Source organism: Alcanivorax sp. HI0044, assembly GCF_001634945.1.
On the sequence record NZ_LWEZ01000224.1, the window covers coordinates 1 to 17400 of the forward strand.

Below are 17400 nucleotides of genomic sequence, written 5' to 3' on the forward strand. Positions count from 1 at the left end.
GATTATAATCAAAGGGAGCTTCGCTGCCTACAGTCTGCCTATAGCGCAGCACCTGAAGCCCATACGAAAAAGCCTCCGGGGATCTATCCCGGAGGCTTTTAATATGGGGTGACTGATGGGGCTCGAACCCACGACCGCCGGAATCACAATCCGGAGCTCTACCAACTGAGCTACAATCACCATAAAACTGTCTGCTTTCTTCCTGTCCTGCCTGGCGCGCCTGGCAGGACTCGAACCTGCAACCGACGGCTTAGAAGGCCGTTGCTCTATCCGGTTGAGCTACAGGCGCTTGCAGGTTACCGCCATCAAGCCAACTGGTCGGGGTGGAGGGATTCGAACCCCCGACATCCTGCTCCCAAAGCAGGCGCGCTACCAGGCTGCGCTACACCCCGTCTCTTAAAGCTGCGTCAGTGACTAAGCTCGAAAGCGAGGCGCGCATAATACTCGGCACCCCCATGAGCGTCAACGGTGTTTAACGCAAAAAAATCTCTAACGTTCAGATTTTAGGCAACTTTTGCGCCTGTTTTTTGCGAACAGTGCCTGCGCATGCGAGAATCGCGCCGTTCACGGCTACCCCCGGCAGGCTGCAATAACCGCGACCGCGCCGAGCCACCCCTACTGTAGTCAATTTCAGAGAGATCGCCCACATGACCGCCCAGATTCTTGATGGCAAAACCCTGGCCCAGCAGTTTGAGCAGGAGATGCGCCTGCGCGTCGACACCCTGAAAGCCAAGGCCCACGGCCGTACGCCGATCCTTGCCACCATTCTGGTGGGTGCCGACCCGGCCTCCGCCACCTATGTAAAGATGAAAGGCAATGCCTGCCAGCGTGTCGGCATGGAATCAGTCGCCATCGAGCTGGCCGAAAGCACCACCACCGAGCAATTGCTGGCCAAGATTGACGAACTGAACAACAATCCGGATGTACACGGCATTCTTCTGCAGCACCCGGTGCCCGCCCAGATCGACGAGCGCGCCTGTTTCGATGCTATCAGCCTGGAAAAGGACGTGGACGGCGTCACCTGTCTTGGCTTTGGTCGCATGAGCATGGGCGAAACCGCCTACGGCTGCGCCACCCCCAAGGGCATCATGCGGTTACTGGAACACTATCAGGTAGAGCTGGAAGGCAAACACGCCGTCGTAGTGGGCCGCAGCGCCATTCTGGGCAAGCCCATGGCCATGATGCTGCTCGAAGCCAATGCCACCGTTACCATCTGCCACAGCCGCACCCAGAACCTGCCGGCCCTGGTGAAGCAGGCCGACATCGTTGTGGGCGCCGTGGGCAAACCGGAATTTATCAAGGCAGACTGGATCAAGGATGGCGCAGTGGTGGTCGATGCCGGCTTCCACCCGCAAAAATGCGGGGATATTGAATTGGCGCCGCTGGTTGATCGCGTCGCTGCCTACACCCCCGTTCCTGGCGGTGTCGGCCCGATGACCATCAACACCCTCATCTTCCAGACCCTGCAATCCGGCGAGAAAGCCTTCGGCTAAACGTCAACCGGGGCGTTCCAGGCGCCCCACTCTTCCTGGTTTCCTGCATCATCTGTGCCCACCCGTCACTGTCATAAAACCGTCAATACCCACCGCTGTCGGGCTGGGTTAGCATCCTTGATGCTGCAGTGATTTTCTCGTTGCAGACCGCCAAAGTGGCAGACCAAGGAGAGCACCATGTCAGGGAAATTCGAGATCGACAAAGCCAGCAATGAGCAGTTCATCTTTCGCCTGAAAGCCGGCAACGGCGAGATCATCCTCGCCAGCGAGCAGTACACCACCAAGACTGCCTGCGAGAACGGTATCGACTCGGTAAGAAAGAACAGCGCCGATGACAGCAATTTCGAACGCAAGGTTGCCAAAGACGAACGCCACTATTTCGTTCTCAAGGCCGCCAATCACCAAGTCATCGGTCAAAGCCAGATGTACAAGAGCACCAGCGGCATGGAAAACGGCATTGAGTCAGTCAAGAACAATGCCCCGGATGCAGCCCTGGAAGATCTGACCTGAAGGCCACATTACGACTCGCGCAGTCGTAAAACGCAAAAGACCGCACCCGGTATCCGGGCGCGGCCTTTTTTAACAGCGCCAGGTTCGGCGCTTACCTTCCAGCACGGTCAACCGCGCTTCAAGCTTCCTTCGGCCAGGATTCGCGCAGGCCTACCGTCTGGTTGAACACCAGTCGCTCATCAGTGCTGTCCTGGTCCACACAGAAATACCCTTCGCGCTCGAACTGGTAACGGGTTTCCGCCAGCGCACCACGCAACCCTGGCTCTACCCAGCAACCATCCAGCACAGTCAGGGACTCAGGATTGATGTGGGACAGGAAGGTCTGCCCCTCTTCCAGTCCCTTGTCAGGGTTGGCAGCACTGAACAAACGATCGTACAGCCGAACCTCGCAAGGCAGCCCCTTGTCCGCACTCACCCAATGAATCACACCACGCATCTTGCCCTGATCATCAGCATTTTCCGGGTTCTTGCCCAGCGTGTTCGGATCATAGCTGCAACGCACTTCCACGATTTCGCCCTGATCATCACGCACTACATCGGTGGCACGCACCACATAGCCATAACGCAACCGCACCCGGTCGCCCAATACCAGACGCTTGAATTTCTTGTTGGCCTCTTCGCGGAAATCTTCACGGTCGATATACACCTCCCGCGTCATCGGCACATGACGAGTCCCCATGGATTCATTCTGGGGATGCACCGGTGCTACCAGCGTCTCCTCTTTGCCCGCTTCCCAGTTCTCAATAACCACTTTCAGCGGGTTCATGACGCACATGGCGCGGGGCGCATGCTGGTTCAAGTCATCGCGGATAGCCGCTTCCAGCATCGCCATGTCCACCACCGAGTCCGCACGACTCACCCCTACCGATTCGCAGAAGGTGCGGATAGAGGTCGGCGTGTAACCACGGCGACGCAAGCCGGAAATCGTCGGCATGCGCGGATCATTCCAGCCATCCACGTGCCCTTCATCCACCAATTGCTTGAGCTTGCGCTTGCTGGTCACCGTGTAGTTCAGGTTCAGGCGGGCAAATTCATACTGGCGAGGGGTCGCCGGGACCGAGGTGTTTTCCACCACCCAGTCATAAAAGGGGCGGTGATCCTCAAATTCCAGCGTGCACAGGCTGTGGGTGATGCCTTCAATGGCATCCGACAGCGGGTGCGTAAAGTCATACATGGGGTAAATCACCCACTTGTCGCCGGTCTGGTGATGGGTCTTCTTGCGGATTCGGTAAAGAATCGGATCACGCAGGCTGATATTCGGGCTCTGCATGTCAATTTTTGCACGCAGTACCGCCTCGCCTTCGTCCAGCTTGTTATCACGCATCTGCTCGAATAGCGCCAGGTTTTCATCCACGGAACGGTCACGGTAAGGGCTCGGTTTGCCAGGCGTGGTGAAATTACCGCGGTATTCAGCGATTTCCGTCGGGCTCAGGCTGTCAACATAGGCCAGGCCTTTCTGGATCAGGCCCACCGCCAGGTCATACAGCTGGTCGAAGTAGTTACTGGCAAAGCGCTCTTCACCGTTCCACTGGAACCCCAGCCACTGCACATCCTGCTTGATGGACTGGATGTACTCGTCCTCTTCCTTTTCCGGATTGGTATCGTCGAAGCGCAGATTGCAGCTACCGCCATAGCTTTCCGCGATACCAAAATTGAGACAGATAGATTTCGCATGGCCGATATGCAGGTAACCGTTGGGCTCCGGCGGAAAACGGGTAACCACCTGGCCGTCATTTTTACCTTCTGCGAGGTCACGGTCGATGATCTGTCTGATAAAATTGCTTGGCGCTTTCGTTTCGCTCATTGCCTGGGCCAGTCCGGATAGAGATACGGTAAATGGGTACGGTGAAAATGAAGGTGCGCTAGTGTACTGTAGCCCCCCCAACAGTCAAAGACTCAGGGCCCCTCTGCACGCAAAATAGGCGTTAACTGACGGGTCCGACCCTGCGGAGAAACATCAATGAAAGTGTTGCTGACAACAACTTACGGCAAAATCACCCTGCAACTGGACGCAGAGAAGGCGCCGGGAACCACCGAGAATTTCGTGCAGTACGTCAAGGAAGGCCACTTTAACGGCACCATCTTCCACCGCGTTATCAGCAATTTCATGATCCAGGGTGGCGGCTTCACCGAAGACATGCAGCAGAAAGCTACCCGCGCCCCCATCCAGAATGAAGCAGGCAATGGCCTGTCCAACAAGGCCGGCACCATTGCCATGGCGCGCACCCCGGATCCGCATTCCGCCTCGGCCCAGTTCTTCATCAACGTGGCCGACAACCATTTTCTGGACAAGGAACGCAGCCAGGACGGCTGGGGCTATGCGGTATTCGGTGCTGTATCAGAAGGCATGGACGTGGTGGAAAAAATCCGCAACGTCGCCACCGGCAACAGCGGCGGCCATCAGGATGTGCCGGTGGAACCGGTACTGATCGAATCTGCTGAATTGATCGAGGACTGATCGTCATGCGCCTTGCTGCTGCCCTGCTCGCCCTGCTCCCTGGTCTGTTGCTGGCCAACCCGGTGGTCCGCCTGGACACCACAGCCGGCCCCATTACCATTGAGCTGTACGAAGACAAAGCCCCGCAAAGTGTCGCCAACTTTCTCCAGTACGTGGACAGTGGCTTCTACAACGGCACCCAGTTTCACCGCGTGATCAGCGGTTTCATGATTCAGGCTGGCGGCTTTGACCAGAGCGGGCAGCGCAAGGCCACGCGCAAACCCATCCAGAACGAGGCCGACAACGGCCTAAAAAACAAGCGTGGCACCCTGGCCATGGCTCGCACCAGCAACCCGCACTCGGCCACCGCCCAGTTTTTTGTGAACCTGGTAGATAACCGCAATCTGGATTTCACCGGCAAGAACAGCCGCGGCTGGGGCTATGCCGTTTTCGGGGCCGTCACCGACGGCATGAATGTGGTCGACAATATCGCCCGGGAACGCACCACCAGCCAGCGCCTGAACGGCATGATGGCCCGCGATGTCCCGGAAGTGCCTATTCTGATCACCAAGGCCTACCGCCTGGAAGGTGACAGCAAGGCAGCCAAACAGGCAAACGAAGAGAAGGACGCTCAATAACCATGAGTTACACCCTCTTCATCTCTGATCTGCACCTGGATCCGGCACGCCCCGAGCATCTGGAGGCATTGAAAAACCTGCTGGCACACCATCAAGGCAAGACCGACGCCCTGTATGTACTGGGCGACCTGTTCGAAGCCTGGATCGGCGACGATGATGACACCCCGTTCAATCTCGATGCCATCGCCGCCTTCCGACAGTTTTCTGACAGTGGCAGCAAGCTTTACTTCATGCATGGCAACCGGGATTTCATGCTCGGCAACGACTTTGCGAATGCCTGCGGCGGCACCCTGCTTGACGAAGGCACCGTAGTCGACCTCTACGGCACCGCCGTAATCCTGATGCACGGCGACAGCCTGTGCACCCTGGACACCGCCTATCAACAGTTCCGCACCATGGCCCGCAACCCGCAGTGGCAGCAAGGCATGCTCGCCAAACCGCTGGAAGAGCGACGCATGATCGCCCAGGGCATGCGCATGCAAAGCCAGGGCAACAACGCCAACAAGGCAGAAAACATCATGGACGTCACCCCGGAAGAAGTGGTCCGGGAAATGCAGGAAGCTGGTGTTCAGCACCTGATCCACGGCCATACCCACCGCCCGGACGTCCACGACGTGGACTTGCCTGATGGCACCGGCAAGCGCTGGGTGCTGGGTGACTGGGGGAAGTTGGGATGGCAGATCATCGCAGACAGTGAAAAAGGGCTAAAACTGGAAAGCTTTGAGATTAGTTGACAGTTGATAGTGGACAGTTGACAGCTGCGCGACAAAGTTTTTTGTGGGATGAAACGTAAGAGGCCGCGTCCATGCTTTGGGCGCGGCCTCTTACGTTTCAAAATGATCACAGCAAAATCGCGGGTTTTAGCTGTCAACTGTCAACTGTCCACTATCAACTGTTCCCGGCGTGCCCGAATGAAACCGGAACTCATCATCCGGTGTTTCAATCAATTCCTGCTCTACCGCCTTGAAAAAATCCACCCGTTCCGTAATCGGCCCCTGGGCATATTGCTCGGCCAGTTTCAGATAATCCTCAAAGTGGCGCGACTCGCTTTTCAATAAATAGCGGTAATAGCGCCCCAACTCCGCATCCACATGGGGCGCCAGAGCGGCAAAACGCTCACAGCTACGCGCCTCGATTAGCGCCCCCACAATCATGGTGTCCACCAGGCGCCCCGGCTCAGAGGTGCGGATATGCTGACGCATCCCCTTGGCATAGCGCGCCGGCGTCATGTGGTCGTAGGTGACGTCACGCTGACGCATCAGCTGTACCACCTGCTCAAAATGCAGCAGCTCCTCGCGGGCCAGTTGGCTCAACGTATCCAGTAGTTCCGGGCGGTCCACATAACGAAACATCAGATTAATCGCCGTGCTGGCCGCTTTCTTCTCGCAGTGGGCATGGTCAATCAGCAGAATGTCCGGGTGCTCAAGGGCCCAGTCAACCCAGGCTGGCGGGGTCGGACAGGGAAGGAATGCATGAATATGACTGATATCGTGCATGAGACTCTCTCGTTCAGGGATCGGGAGTATAGCGCACGAGAGACGATCTGATGAATGCTGCGAGGCCCGTATCGGGCCTCGCAGTGTCAGTGGGTTTCAGGTAGCAGGTTACAGGGTAAAAGGTTACGGAGTAGAGGTACGGCTGAGCAGATATTCAACCAGTGCAGCACGCCCCTCCTCGGTTTGCAGCGTTTCATCCGCCACCGAACGCGGGAAGTAGAAACCGTGCGGGGAGTTGATCGGATTGCCCATCTCGTCCTCTCCACGCGCCGGATTGAACAGATTGTTCAACGCCTCGGCAGCGCTTTCTCCCGTGACAGAACCGTTATGCAGGAACTTGTCCTTACCTGCCAGCCCCAGCAAAAGCGGCTTGGCAAAGCCTCTTTCCTGCTGCCTCACACTGGCATCCAGGACAATCAGGGGGTTGTCATAATCCGGGGTGGGGCCTGCCAGCGTGGTCTGTACATCGCTGAGCGGATCCGGCCGGTCAATAATAGGCAGGATGTCATCATCGTAGTCCCGATAGAGCGTCGAGATCGACACAATGATATTGGCAACCGGATCATCCGGGTTCGGGGTATGGCAAGCCGCGCAGTTTGCCCCCTGTGGACGTGGATTGCGGAAGATCGCCTCCCCCATTGCCACTTTTGCGGGATCCAGACCCTCGGGCGCCGCCGGGGCCTGCAACTGGTCGGTATAGGACTTGAGCGCATTCAGCTTCTCATCAGAGACCCGCAGGCCTACAGGCCCTGCCGGGTCACCCGCGGTGATATCCGTCGTGTCGCTGCTGACCAGGGGGATCTGATCTTCCAACGCCATCCCCTCGGAGAGCACGCCAGAGTCTTCCAGCACTTGCTGATAGCGTTCCGCGATTTCATCCCCAACAGGCCCCGCCAGTACGTTAAGAAACGCCTGCCCTTCTTCGGTGAGCAGACTGGTCGGATCAAGGGCCACCGTGTACACCAGATTGTTGAAGTCATTCAGACGGGCAAAAGACCCACTGTGCCCCCACGGCGCTGACAAGTCGGTGCGGAAAAAGGGCGGCACGTAGGTCGCATTGCCGATGCCGTCCGGTGTCGCATCAAAGGACGTCAGCGGGTAGTAACGAATGCCTGTGTCTTCGTTCACGCCTGTCAGATAGTCCCGGACAGCCTGATTGGTTGCCGCCACATCGCCGCCAGACGGTATCCCTGCGAAGTCGCCGTTGCCAATCGTCGCTCCCATCAATGAATCGAACTGAAGCTGTAACAAGGGCAGGTAAGCAACCGGATTGGCGGACGCCGCAAAAATGTTACCCACATCAATGCCTTCGGCGACCACACCATCGACTTGCACCCCGACGGAACCCGGACCGGCAAACCCTGCCGGCACCACCGAATCATCGGTTCTGGCGTGGCAGAGCGCACAACTCACCCCCACCTTGTCACCTCGGGCAAGGTCCAGTCCGTCACCCGGGTTGAAGGCAGGATCACTCCCCAGGGGCTTGCGGGTACCATCGGCCGCAAAGGGAACCACCCCGATAACAGCCCCTTCATTGATGAGCGCCAGAGTCACCTGGGGGTTGTTCAGCACTGTATCCGCAGGATCCGCCCCCCCTTCGATCTGATCCAGCGCATCCAGTAGCGCGGATGCCGTGCCCGGACTGAGCGCTTCGACATTGACATTCAATCCCAGCGACAGCGCAGCCAGAGGGGTAACCCCGGCGCCGGCAATCCCCTGGGGCAGCTGCATGTAGTCTGTCCAGAAACGCTGGTTACCGAAGGTTTCAAAGCGGAAAACGGTTTTCCCTTCAGCCACCGGGTCCTCTTCAATGACTACAGGGACTGGTCGGTCAATAAACTCTGTTGAGTCATCCCCACCACAGCCAGCAAGGATCAGCCCTGCCCCTGCAAGCAAGGCTGACTTTACCATGAGCGCCAGCGTGGCTGAGAAGTTGCCAGTAGAGGTTTTCAAACTGCGATGTTGTGATTGGCAAGGTGATGGAGCGGCGTCGCTGCCACCTTCTGGCGGACTGTTCTGTGCTGCCCTGGACTTCATACATTTCTCCCGGAGATGTGTACTGACGGGTCGATGCTGTGCCCCGGCTTGTGAGCGTCAGGTCAATCGCACAAAACCTTACAAAACATCACGCCCCTTGCTCATATGGATACTCAAAGAAGAAGGAGAAAGAATGCTGCGCCCTGGCGCTGAGCCCCTTATACTCTCCCGCCATGGGACGACGAACCAATCCGAAAACACAACGCATCAAAGGCATTACCGCCGTTACCGCACTGCGACTGATTGCCTGCCTGCCATTCGCACTCAATCGCTGGGCTGCCACCCTCCTTGGCAGGTTGATCGCCGCCTTCCCCACCGATGCTCGCCGGGTATCAGAAGTGAATCTGTCACTGTGTTACCCGGACCGGTCTGAACCTGAGCGGCGCAAGTTGGCTCGCGAATCACTGGTGGAAAGCATCAAGAACACCTTTGAAATTGCCCTGTTCTGGCGGCACCCCGACCAGGGACTGAAGCGTGTGGCCGCCGTTGACGGTGATGCCCCGCTCCGCCAGGCCGTGGTGGATGGCAAACCCATCATGATTTTGGCTCCCCACCTGGGATGCTGGGAGGTGCTCAATTTCTGGCTGGCCACCGAATTTGGACTGCACGCCATGTTTGCCCCCTCCGGACTGCCGGAAGTGGATGATCTGGTGCTCAGCGGCCGGGAACATTTTGGCTCCACCATGTACCCCACCACCGCCCGCGGCGTTGCTGGCCTGGTACGGGCCATGAAGAAAGGAGCCCTAACCGCCATCCTGCCCGATCAGGTTCCCGATCGCCGCAGCGGGCGCCACGCCCCTTTTTATGGCCAGCCGACCTATACCGGGACACTGGCATGCAAACTGATCCGCCAGACAGGCGCCGTCACCTTCATGGCCTGGGCGCGTCGCCTGCCCGGCACCCAGGGCTACGAAATTCGGGTTCGGCCGGCTGACCCCTGCGTGGCAGATGAGGACCTGGATAAGGCTCTGACGGCCATGAACCGCTCCATCGAGCATCTTATCGACGAATCCCCCAGCCAGTACCTGTGGAGCTACAAGCGTTTCCGCCGCCCACCAGCCGGGGTCGACACGCCCTACTAGCGCTGCGCCCCTGCGTTTTCAGTGCCTCACCGTTTCAGTGATTACGAGTATTCACGCCATGAATGGTTGTAACCCCGGTTTGTCTTAACAATTGATGCCCATTCCGCTATACTCCGCGCGCAACTCCAACCCCCAGTAACACCCTAAAAGACTGATTTCCAAAAGAAATCAGCCAAGACGACGATGAGGGAAACGCTGTGCTAGAAGCCTATCGCAAACATGTAGAAGAGCGCGCCGCTGAAGGTGTGCCGCCAAAGCCGCTGACCGAACAGCAGGTTGCCGACCTGGTAGAACTGCTGAAGACCCCGCCGGCTGGCGAAGAAGAATTTATCCAGGACCTGTTCGTAAACCGCGTTCCACCGGGTGTGGACCAGGCCGCTTATGTTAAAGCCGCGTTCCTGACCGCGATCGTTAAAGGCGAAGCCAGCTCTCCCCTGATCGACCGTAAACGTGCCGTTCAACTGCTGGGCACCATGCAAGGTGGCTACAACGTTGCCACTCTGGTTGAAGCGCTGGACGATGCCGAACTGGCCGAAATCGCCGCAGACGAACTCAAGCACACCCTGCTGGTCTTCGATGCCTTCCACGACGTGGAAGACAAGATGAAAGCCGGCAACGCCAAGGCCAAGGAAGTGATCGAGTCCTGGGCCGAAGGTGAGTGGTTCACCAAGCGCGCGGACCTGGCAGAGAAAATGTCTCTGACCGTGTTCAAGGTCACCGGCGAAACCAACACCGATGATCTGTCCCCCGCCCAGGACGCCTGGAGCCGCCCGGACATCCCGCTGCACGGCAACGCCATGCTGAAAAACGCCCGTGAAGGTATTACTCCGGAAAAAGACGGCGAAATCGGCCCGCTGAGCCAGATGGACGAACTGAAGAAAAAAGGCTTGCCTGTTGCCTACGTGGGCGATGTTGTGGGTACCGGTTCTTCCCGTAAGTCCGCCACCAACTCCGTGCTGTGGCACTTCGGTGAAGACATCCCGTATGTGCCCAACAAGCGCGCCGGTGGCGTGTGCATCGGCGGCAAGATCGCCCCCATCTTCTTCAACACCATGGAAGATTCCGGCGCCCTGCCCTTCGAGTGCGATGTTTCCAAAATGGAAACCGGTGACCAGATCGACGTTTACCCATTCGCTGGCAAGGTAGAAAAGAACGGCGAAGTGATTGCCGAATTCGACCTGCGTTCCCAGGTGCTGCTGGACGAAGTGCGCGCCGGCGGCCGTATCAACCTGATCATCGGTCGCGGCCTGACCACCAAGGCTCGCGAAGCCTTGGGTCTGGCGCCGTCCGAACTGTTCCGCAAGCCGGAGCAGCCGGGTGATTCCAACAAGGGCTACACCCTGGCCCAGAAAATGGTCGGCAAGGCCTGCGGCATGGAAGGTGTTCGCCCCGGCATGTACTGCGAGCCGAAGATGACCACCGTAGGTTCCCAGGACACCACTGGCCCGATGACCCGTGACGAGCTGAAAGATCTGGCTTGCCTGGGCTTCCAGGCGGACCTGGTGATGCAGTCTTTCTGTCACACCGCCGCTTACCCCAAGCCGGTTGACGTGGAAACCCAGCACACCCTGCCCGACTTCATCATGAACCGTGGCGGTGTTTCCCTGCGTCCGGGCGACGGCATCATCCACTCCTGGCTGAACCGTATGCTGCTGCCGGATACCGTGGGTACCGGTGGTGACTCCCACACCCGTTTCCCCATGGGCATTTCCTTCCCCGCCGGCTCTGGTCTGGTTGCGTTTGCCGCTGCCACCGGTGTGATGCCGCTGGACATGCCGGAATCCGTACTGGTTCGCTTCAAGGGCAAGCGCCAGCCGGGCATCACCCTGCGTGACCTGGTACACGCCATCCCCATGCAGGCCATCAAAGACGGCCACCTGACCGTTGCCAAAGCCGGCAAGGTCAACGTCTTCTCCGGTCGCGTACTGGAAATTGAAGGCCTGGATGACCTGACCGTTGAGCAGGCATTCGAGCTGTCTGACGCGTCCGCCGAGCGTTCCGCTGCGGGCTGTACCATCACCCTGTCCGAAGACAGCGTGACCGAGTACCTGAAGTCCAACATCACCATGCTCAAGTGGATGATCTCCAACGGCTACGGCGACGCCCGTACCATTGAGCGTCGTATTCAGGGCATGGAAGAGTGGCTGGCCAACCCGAGCCTGATGCGTGCCGACGCCGATGCCGAGTACCACACCGTCATCGAAATCGACATGGACCAGATCAACGAGCCGGTACTGTGCTGCCCGAACGACCCGGACGATGCCAAGACCCTGTCCGACGTGGCTGGCGCCAAGATCGACGAAGTCTTCATCGGTTCCTGCATGACCAACATCGGTCACTTCCGCGCAGCCGGCAAACTGCTGCAGAAAGTGGAAAGCGGCACCATGCCGACCCGTCTGTGGATCGCTCCGCCGACCAAGATGGATCAGCACCAGCTCACCGAAGAAGGCTACTACAACATCTTCGGCAGCGCCGGTGCACGCACCGAGATGCCGGGCTGCTCCCTGTGCATGGGGAACCAGGCTCGCATCGCACCGAAGTCCACTGCAGTATCCACCTCCACCCGTAACTTCCCGAACCGTCTGGGTCAGGGTGCGGATGTGTACCTGGCATCGGCTGAGCTGGCGTCTGTGGCGTCCATCCTCGGCAAGCTGCCGAGCAAGGAAGAGTACATGGAGTATGCGAACACCATCGACTCCATGTCCTCCGAGATCTACCGCTACCTGAACTTCGACCAAATGGCCGAATACCAGGAAGTGGCAGACACCGTGAAGATCCCGGTTGCCCAGTCTGTATAACGACTGACTGACCGTTTCACGGAACCAAAAAAGCCCGGCTGCGAAGCCGGGCTTTTTTGTGTCTGTTTATCGAGCGGGTGTCGAATCAGGCGTAGCCGCAAGCCGCCCCCCCCACGGCAAACCGGAACCACTACTGCCCTAACCGGCGCTTGGTCAGCCCGGTAGCCTGTGCCTGCAGAGGATCTTCAGGCCATGGATGCTTTGGATAACGGCCACGTAAATCCTTGCGCACGGCCGCATAGTTCTCTGCCCAGAACCGCGCCAGGTTATCGGTAATCGCTGCCGGGCGCCCCGCCGGAGCGAGCAGGTGAACCGTGATCGCAAGCGCACCAGCCGCTAGCATCGGCAACCTCTGCAAACCGAACAGTTCCTGCAACTTGGCCGCCAACACCACATGCTCACCGGTGTAATCCAGATGCACGGTACGGCCGGTGGGAATGGTCACCGTTTCCGGCATCCATTGCTCCAGTTGGCGCTGCTGATCTATCGATAACAGGCCAGACAGCGCCGCCCCCAGAGGCAATTTTTTCAGATCCGCCACGCTGCGCATCCCGGCAAGGTAAGGCCCCAGCCACTGCTCCAGCCCGGACAGAAGCCCCGCATCACTCACATCCGGCCAACCCGCCTCTGGCTGCATCGCAGACAAGCGCAGAATACGCGCTTGCCACTGACGCCAACACTCCTCCCAGGGAAGCACCGCAAGCCCCAGGCTGCGGATGCCAGCCAACAGGCCGGCTACCTGCTGTTCATTGCTCAGTGACGCCAGTGGCTGGCTTTGCAGGACCAAATTCCCCAGCACCCGTTCACGGCGCCCGGTGACCCGCTGTTTTTCTGAGTCCCAACCAATGTGTTCCCGCCAACGACCATGCTGCTCCAGAACAGAGTCAATCTCTTGATCAGTCAAAGGCCAGGCGAGGCGAATGCGCGCGTCTTTGGGTTGCCCATCTGTGTCCATGACCAGCAACCATTCCGCTCCCTGCAGGCTATCGTTGTCATGCAGGAACAGGCCCGGGCCATCGGCCATTTGGTAACGCCCCTGGCTACCGCTGCGCCGCCGGCTTATCTGCAACGCAAACACTGACGCCAACAAGCCACCCATGCCATCGCGCCAGCCTTGCGGTGTCTGGTCGTTCCCGGCGTTAAGACGCTTCGCCTCGGCAAGCACCGTAGCGAAGCGTTGCGGATGATTCTCCAGCGCCTCCAGGCGCCGCCGTAAATCCACGCCCTCGCCGGCAAGGATATCCCGCTCGGAGAGCACCGCAACAAGCCGGGCCGCCGGCTCGGCTAGCCCGATCTCTTTGGCAGCAATCAACAGAAGGGCAAGAGATGGATCCACAGGGAGACGGGCAATGGCGTCGCCCCGGGGCGTCAGCGACCCGCTTTGATCCAGCGCACCACCGCGCTGCAGGCGCTCCACCGCACTGTCCCAGGCGGCCTGCGGTGGCACATCAAGCCATGGCATCTGTTGTGGATCACGGCAACCCCAGCGAGCCAGATCCAGCACTAGCCGGTCGAGCCCCACACGCTGAATTTCCGGCAATTGATAACGCGCCAACACATCCGCTTCGCCCCACAAGCGCAGGCTATGGCCTGGCCCCAGGCGCCCGGCCCGGCCACTGCGTTGCCGGGCATTGGCATCGCTGATACGACGGGTGACCAAGCGGGTACGATGCCGGGCAGGATCATAGACCGGCTCGCGGGCGAAACCACTATCGACCACGTGGGTTACCCCGTCGATGGTCAGGCTGGTTTCTGCCACATTGGTCGCCAACACGATCAGCTGCGGCTCATTGGCTGCCAATTCGAGCACCCTCTGCTGTTTGTCCAGAGACAAACCACCATGAAGCGTGGCCACCGCTACCCTACAGCCCCGCTGATCCAGCTGACTGGCAACACGGCGCATATCGCTCTGCCCGGGCAGGAAGACCAGTATCACCCCGGCGTCGCCGATCAGTCCCATCACCTGTTCCGCGCAATGGTTGCGCCAGTCCTGGCGGGCGGGCACCGGCGCATAGGCAACGGACACGGGGTAGCTCTGCCCTTCGCTACGCACCAGCGGCGCCTGCAGAAGGGTTTCCAGCGGGCCGCAGTCCAACGTGGCGGACATCACCAGCAGGCCGAGATCGGGACGAAAAACCTCACTCGCCTCCAGAATCAGGGCCAGGCCAAGATCGGCGTTCAGAGAGCGTTCATGGAATTCATCAAAAATCACCAGGCTGACACCGGGGAGCTCGGGATCGTTGAGCAACATGCGGGTCAGTACCCCTTCGGTCACCACTTCCAGGCGCGTCCGGGCACTCACCCGGGTATCAGTACGGGTGCGGTAGCCCACCGACTGCCCCACGGCTTCTCCCCGTTGCGAGGCCATAAAAGTGGCCACCGAGCGGGCCGCCACGCGGCGCGGTTCCAGCATCAGGATTTTCCCGCGCTGGCCCCACTGACTGTCCAGCAGCGCCAGGGGTACACGGGTAGACTTCCCGGCCCCCGGCGGCGCCTCGAGAATGGCACGCCCGTGCGCCTTTAACGCCTGTAAAAGCGGGTTAATCGCCTGATCGACTGGAAAAACTGTTGCCATTCGTTACGTCCGTCGCCGTTTCGCCGTGACCACCGTCACGCTGGCACTTTTCATCACGCAGTAATGCTCGTGACGTGCAAAACCTATGCTATATTCTGCTCATATAGCTAATAATTAATAACTACGTCAGATAGTGATTTATGCTGAATGATTTGGGGATCCCTGAGCATCTAATCTGGAAACTGGACCAGTTTGACAACCACAAGCGGGCGGTCAATTTTATCAAACAGTTCCAGGAAACGCTGTGCGTTTACAGTGCACCAGTACAGCAGCTCTATACCAACTACGACATCTCATTGCCCGATGATGATGATCGTTCAATGATCATTTTACCCAACCCCTACGCGTACCACGATACGTTCAACAGCATTGGGGACCACAGTGTGCATGCCAGCGGCATGTATATCGTCCCCGGCGATCTTTTCGGTAAGGAAGGATTATTTCTGACCTTGCGCCTGCTGAAGTACGGCAAGCGCGTCATCAAGCCGGTACCGCTGAAAGTGGGCCTGTGGGCGTTGATGAAAAAAGAAACGAAGGAAGTCCCCTTTCTGCCGGTTATCACCAAAGGCGACCTGCGCGCCTTCCGCAAGGATTTTCCCTGCCTGCACCTGCATCGCATTCAACCATCCAAGCTGGTGGACCGGTCTGCCATGGAGATCAAGGCAATCCAGAAAGTGATTCGCGACAAGCTGAAAGTGTATATGTAGCAACGCCCGAGGCCTGACGCAGGGCGCCTAACGGTAAAGGTCAGGCGCAAGCGTCAGGCACCCGGCTTCAAGCTTCCGGCGTTTGATAGCAATAATCCAGCGCCTGAATGTAATACTCCAGCCCACGCTGGGCCGCCTTGAAGGCGCGGTCACGGCTTTCCTGCTCTACACAGAGCAACTTCACCAACTCCATGGCCTCATGGGGGTGATCGTCGTCATAGGAGGCATGAGCTCTCAGCCAGGCCATGGAATGACGGTTAATCGTGGCGACCCCGTCTTCCTGATACGCCTTCATGCCCTTGACCACACTCTGGCTCCACTCGCCCGTGGCCCACTCAATGGCCAGATTGGTGGCAGCAATACCTTCTTCCAGGCTGCCCTGGCGCCCCATGGTCCAGAGAAAATTGTTGACCGCATCCATCGCCGCAGGAGGCTCAACGAACTCAAGGTCTTCCAGTGTCAGGCCGAAGCCCATGGCCCAGTCCTGGTACCAATAGGCGTGGCGCTGCTCAATCTTGATGTTGCCGATCAACCAGTTCTTGGCCTGCTCATGGCCCGGGAAGCGGCCAGGCCGGGTTTTCGCCAGGTTCAGCCCCATATACTTGGGGAAGTTTTCCACCAGCGGGTAGAAATTCAATAACGCACAACGGAAACGCGGCAGGCTCAGTTGCCCGCTGGCCATTTCCGCGAATACCGGGTGGTTAACAACCTTGTTCTTGAGGGGCACCAGGTCATCCCAGAACTGCTGGGCCCAAGGGGTATGCTCTGTCAGTTCGAGCGCTTTCTTATAATTTGCGGCACGCATTCGTCGTTCTCCATAACAACCCAAGCAATCATTGCAACGCATACCAGCGTACCCGCCTCCCGGATAGCACACTAGTCCAATAATTTGTATAAGCGATTTCGCAGGCCACGTAAATGGCGCATTTGCTGTTTACGGTTTTTTTGCCGTGGATCGTACAGTGCACGCTGGTAGTAACGGGCCCAATCCTGGGCCGGGCTGGCCGCCCGTGGCCAGCGCTCTGCTATGGCGCTGGCCAGTTGCGAAGGCGTTACCCCGGGGGCCAACGCCAGCCCGCAGGCCTGAGCACGCTGATGTAACCGCCAGAACTCCTTCTCCAAGGGCGACTGACTATGGGCTGGGTTGCGCCAGAACAGGTACAGGCCATACAGCCCCAACAGCAAGGCCACAGACACCATCAACGTAATCGCCACACGCAGCGGTGTCACTTGCCCCAGTAGCTTGCTCAGCACGGACAACTGCAGCTGGCTGTCGTAGCCCAGCACCCAGGTCTGCCAGCGGAAATCCACATAATCGGCCCACTCACGCATGACGCCCAGCAGGCCGCTGTCGGCAAAGCCATCAAATTGAATACCGCTTAGCTCACCCCCGGAATCACGCTCTTCAAGCGCGGCTCGTAAACCTCGCTCCACGCGTTCTGGCGCCACGGCACCGGTGGGGTCCACCCGCACCCAGCCCTGTCCCTCAAGCCACACCTCACTCCAGGCATGGGCGTCGTATTGACGCACCAGCAAGTGGGAACCCAGACTGTTCTGTTCGCCTCCCTGATAGCCCACCACCACCCGGGCAGGGATTCCGGCAGCGCGCATCAGGAAGGTAAAGCTG

At 58.8% G+C, this 17400-nt stretch carries 14 protein-coding genes and 3 tRNA genes; 8 read left to right on the forward strand and 9 right to left on the reverse strand.

From position 1 onward, the window contains the following. Positions 1 to 104: 104 nt before the first annotated feature. From A3730_RS02645 to A3730_RS02655, 3 genes are all read right to left on the reverse strand, one after another. A tRNA-His gene (locus A3730_RS02645) sits at positions 105 to 180 on the reverse strand. A gap of 32 nt (positions 181 to 212) precedes the next feature. Beyond that, a tRNA-Arg gene (locus tag A3730_RS02650) sits at positions 213 to 289 on the reverse strand. A 26-nt stretch (positions 290 to 315) separates the two neighbouring features. Further along, positions 316 to 392: transfer RNA gene (locus A3730_RS02655), tRNA-Pro, on the reverse strand. 255 nt (positions 393 to 647) lie between these two features. On the opposite strand from A3730_RS02655, the gene folD reads away from it, so the two are divergent. Together folD and A3730_RS02665 are read left to right on the forward strand one after the other, a co-directional pair. Beyond that, entirely contained in the window at positions 648 to 1493 is an 846-nt protein-coding gene (gene folD, locus A3730_RS02660) for a bifunctional methylenetetrahydrofolate dehydrogenase/methenyltetrahydrofolate cyclohydrolase FolD (RefSeq protein ID WP_063519173.1), read from the forward strand. Between the two features lie 177 nt (positions 1494 to 1670). Further along, positions 1671 to 2003, forward strand: a complete 333-nt coding sequence (locus tag A3730_RS02665; RefSeq protein WP_063519174.1) for a YegP family protein — start codon at positions 1671 to 1673, stop codon at positions 2001 to 2003. A gap of 118 nt (positions 2004 to 2121) precedes the next feature. Here the strand turns inward: A3730_RS02665 and A3730_RS02670 are convergent, their stop codons facing one another. Then, positions 2122 to 3807 (reverse strand): glutamine--tRNA ligase/YqeY domain fusion protein, encoded by a 1686-nt coding sequence (locus A3730_RS02670; RefSeq protein WP_063519175.1) that lies wholly within the window; start codon positions 3805 to 3807, stop codon positions 2122 to 2124. Between the two features lie 156 nt (positions 3808 to 3963). Here A3730_RS02670 and A3730_RS02675 point away from each other — a divergent pair, with 156 nt between their 5' ends. The 3 genes from A3730_RS02675 to A3730_RS02685 are packed head-to-tail and all read left to right on the forward strand — an operon-like array spanning position 3964 to position 5812. Beyond that, positions 3964 to 4461 (forward strand): peptidylprolyl isomerase, encoded by a 498-nt coding sequence (locus A3730_RS02675; RefSeq protein ID WP_063521159.1) that lies wholly within the window; start codon positions 3964 to 3966, stop codon positions 4459 to 4461. A gap of 5 nt (positions 4462 to 4466) precedes the next feature. Further along, the gene (locus tag A3730_RS02680; RefSeq protein ID WP_063521160.1) at positions 4467 to 5078 is read left to right on the forward strand and encodes a peptidylprolyl isomerase; all 612 of its coding nucleotides are present in this window, start codon (positions 4467 to 4469) and stop codon (positions 5076 to 5078) included. A 2-nt stretch (positions 5079 to 5080) separates the two neighbouring features. Further along, the gene (locus tag A3730_RS02685; RefSeq protein ID WP_063521161.1) at positions 5081 to 5812 is read left to right on the forward strand and encodes a UDP-2,3-diacylglucosamine diphosphatase; all 732 of its coding nucleotides are present in this window, start codon (positions 5081 to 5083) and stop codon (positions 5810 to 5812) included. Positions 5813 to 5938: 126 nt separating this feature from the next. On the opposite strand, the gene A3730_RS02690 is transcribed toward A3730_RS02685, so the two are convergent. Continuing rightward, positions 5939 to 6574, reverse strand: a complete 636-nt coding sequence (locus A3730_RS02690) for a tRNA-(ms[2]io[6]A)-hydroxylase (RefSeq protein WP_063537429.1) — start codon at positions 6572 to 6574, stop codon at positions 5939 to 5941. Positions 6575 to 6697: 123 nt separating this feature from the next. Continuing rightward, positions 6698 to 8371 (reverse strand): cytochrome c, encoded by a 1674-nt coding sequence (locus tag A3730_RS02695; RefSeq protein ID WP_197477241.1) that lies wholly within the window; start codon positions 8369 to 8371, stop codon positions 6698 to 6700. Positions 8372 to 8784: 413 nt separating this feature from the next. On the opposite strand from A3730_RS02695, the gene A3730_RS02700 reads away from it, so the two are divergent. Together A3730_RS02700 and A3730_RS02705 are read left to right on the forward strand one after the other, a co-directional pair. Continuing rightward, positions 8785 to 9693: a lysophospholipid acyltransferase family protein gene (locus A3730_RS02700; protein ID WP_063537433.1), complete on the forward strand. Its 909-nt coding sequence runs from the start codon at positions 8785 to 8787 to the stop codon at positions 9691 to 9693. 197 nt (positions 9694 to 9890) lie between these two features. After that, the gene (locus A3730_RS02705; protein ID WP_063518659.1) at positions 9891 to 12491 is read left to right on the forward strand and encodes a bifunctional aconitate hydratase 2/2-methylisocitrate dehydratase; all 2601 of its coding nucleotides are present in this window, start codon (positions 9891 to 9893) and stop codon (positions 12489 to 12491) included. Positions 12492 to 12621: 130 nt separating this feature from the next. Here A3730_RS02705 and hrpB read toward each other — a convergent pair whose 3' ends face one another. Then, positions 12622 to 15066: an ATP-dependent helicase HrpB gene (hrpB, locus tag A3730_RS02710; protein WP_063518660.1), complete on the reverse strand. Its 2445-nt coding sequence runs from the start codon at positions 15064 to 15066 to the stop codon at positions 12622 to 12624. Positions 15067 to 15206: 140 nt separating this feature from the next. Between hrpB and A3730_RS02715 the strand changes: the two genes are divergently transcribed. Beyond that, positions 15207 to 15773, forward strand: a complete 567-nt coding sequence (locus A3730_RS02715) for a hypothetical protein (RefSeq protein ID WP_063518661.1) — start codon at positions 15207 to 15209, stop codon at positions 15771 to 15773. 67 nt (positions 15774 to 15840) lie between these two features. On the opposite strand, the gene A3730_RS02720 is transcribed toward A3730_RS02715, so the two are convergent. Then, positions 15841 to 16578, reverse strand: a complete 738-nt coding sequence (locus A3730_RS02720; RefSeq protein WP_063518662.1) for a TenA family transcriptional regulator — start codon at positions 16576 to 16578, stop codon at positions 15841 to 15843. Positions 16579 to 16649: 71 nt separating this feature from the next. Further along, positions 16650 to 17400, reverse strand: a 751-nt coding sequence (locus tag A3730_RS02725; RefSeq protein WP_231883821.1) for a DUF4129 domain-containing transglutaminase family protein, incomplete at its 5' end; no start/stop codon positions are given.

What these genes read in the sequence shown, in the direction of transcription:
- folD (WP_063519173.1), top strand. Translation starts at nt 648, where the DNA reads ATGACCGCCCAGATTCTTGATGGCAAAACCCTGGCCCAGCAGTTTGAG.
- A3730_RS02665 (WP_063519174.1), top strand. Translation starts at nt 1,671, where the DNA reads ATGTCAGGGAAATTCGAGATCGACAAAGCCAGCAATGAGCAGTTCATC.
- A3730_RS02670 (WP_063519175.1), bottom strand. Translation starts at nt 3,807, where the DNA reads ATGAGCGAAACGAAAGCGCCAAGCAATTTTATCAGACAGATCATCGAC.
- A3730_RS02675 (WP_063521159.1), top strand. Translation starts at nt 3,964, where the DNA reads ATGAAAGTGTTGCTGACAACAACTTACGGCAAAATCACCCTGCAACTG.
- A3730_RS02680 (WP_063521160.1), top strand. Translation starts at nt 4,467, where the DNA reads ATGCGCCTTGCTGCTGCCCTGCTCGCCCTGCTCCCTGGTCTGTTGCTG.
- A3730_RS02685 (WP_063521161.1), top strand. Translation starts at nt 5,081, where the DNA reads ATGAGTTACACCCTCTTCATCTCTGATCTGCACCTGGATCCGGCACGC.
- A3730_RS02690 (WP_063537429.1), bottom strand. Translation starts at nt 6,574, where the DNA reads ATGCACGATATCAGTCATATTCATGCATTCCTTCCCTGTCCGACCCCG.
- A3730_RS02700 (WP_063537433.1), top strand. Translation starts at nt 8,785, where the DNA reads ATGGGACGACGAACCAATCCGAAAACACAACGCATCAAAGGCATTACC.
- hrpB (WP_063518660.1), bottom strand. Translation starts at nt 15,066, where the DNA reads ATGGCAACAGTTTTTCCAGTCGATCAGGCGATTAACCCGCTTTTACAG.
- A3730_RS02715 (WP_063518661.1), top strand. Translation starts at nt 15,207, where the DNA reads ATGCTGAATGATTTGGGGATCCCTGAGCATCTAATCTGGAAACTGGAC.
- A3730_RS02720 (WP_063518662.1), bottom strand. Translation starts at nt 16,578, where the DNA reads ATGCGTGCCGCAAATTATAAGAAAGCGCTCGAACTGACAGAGCATACC.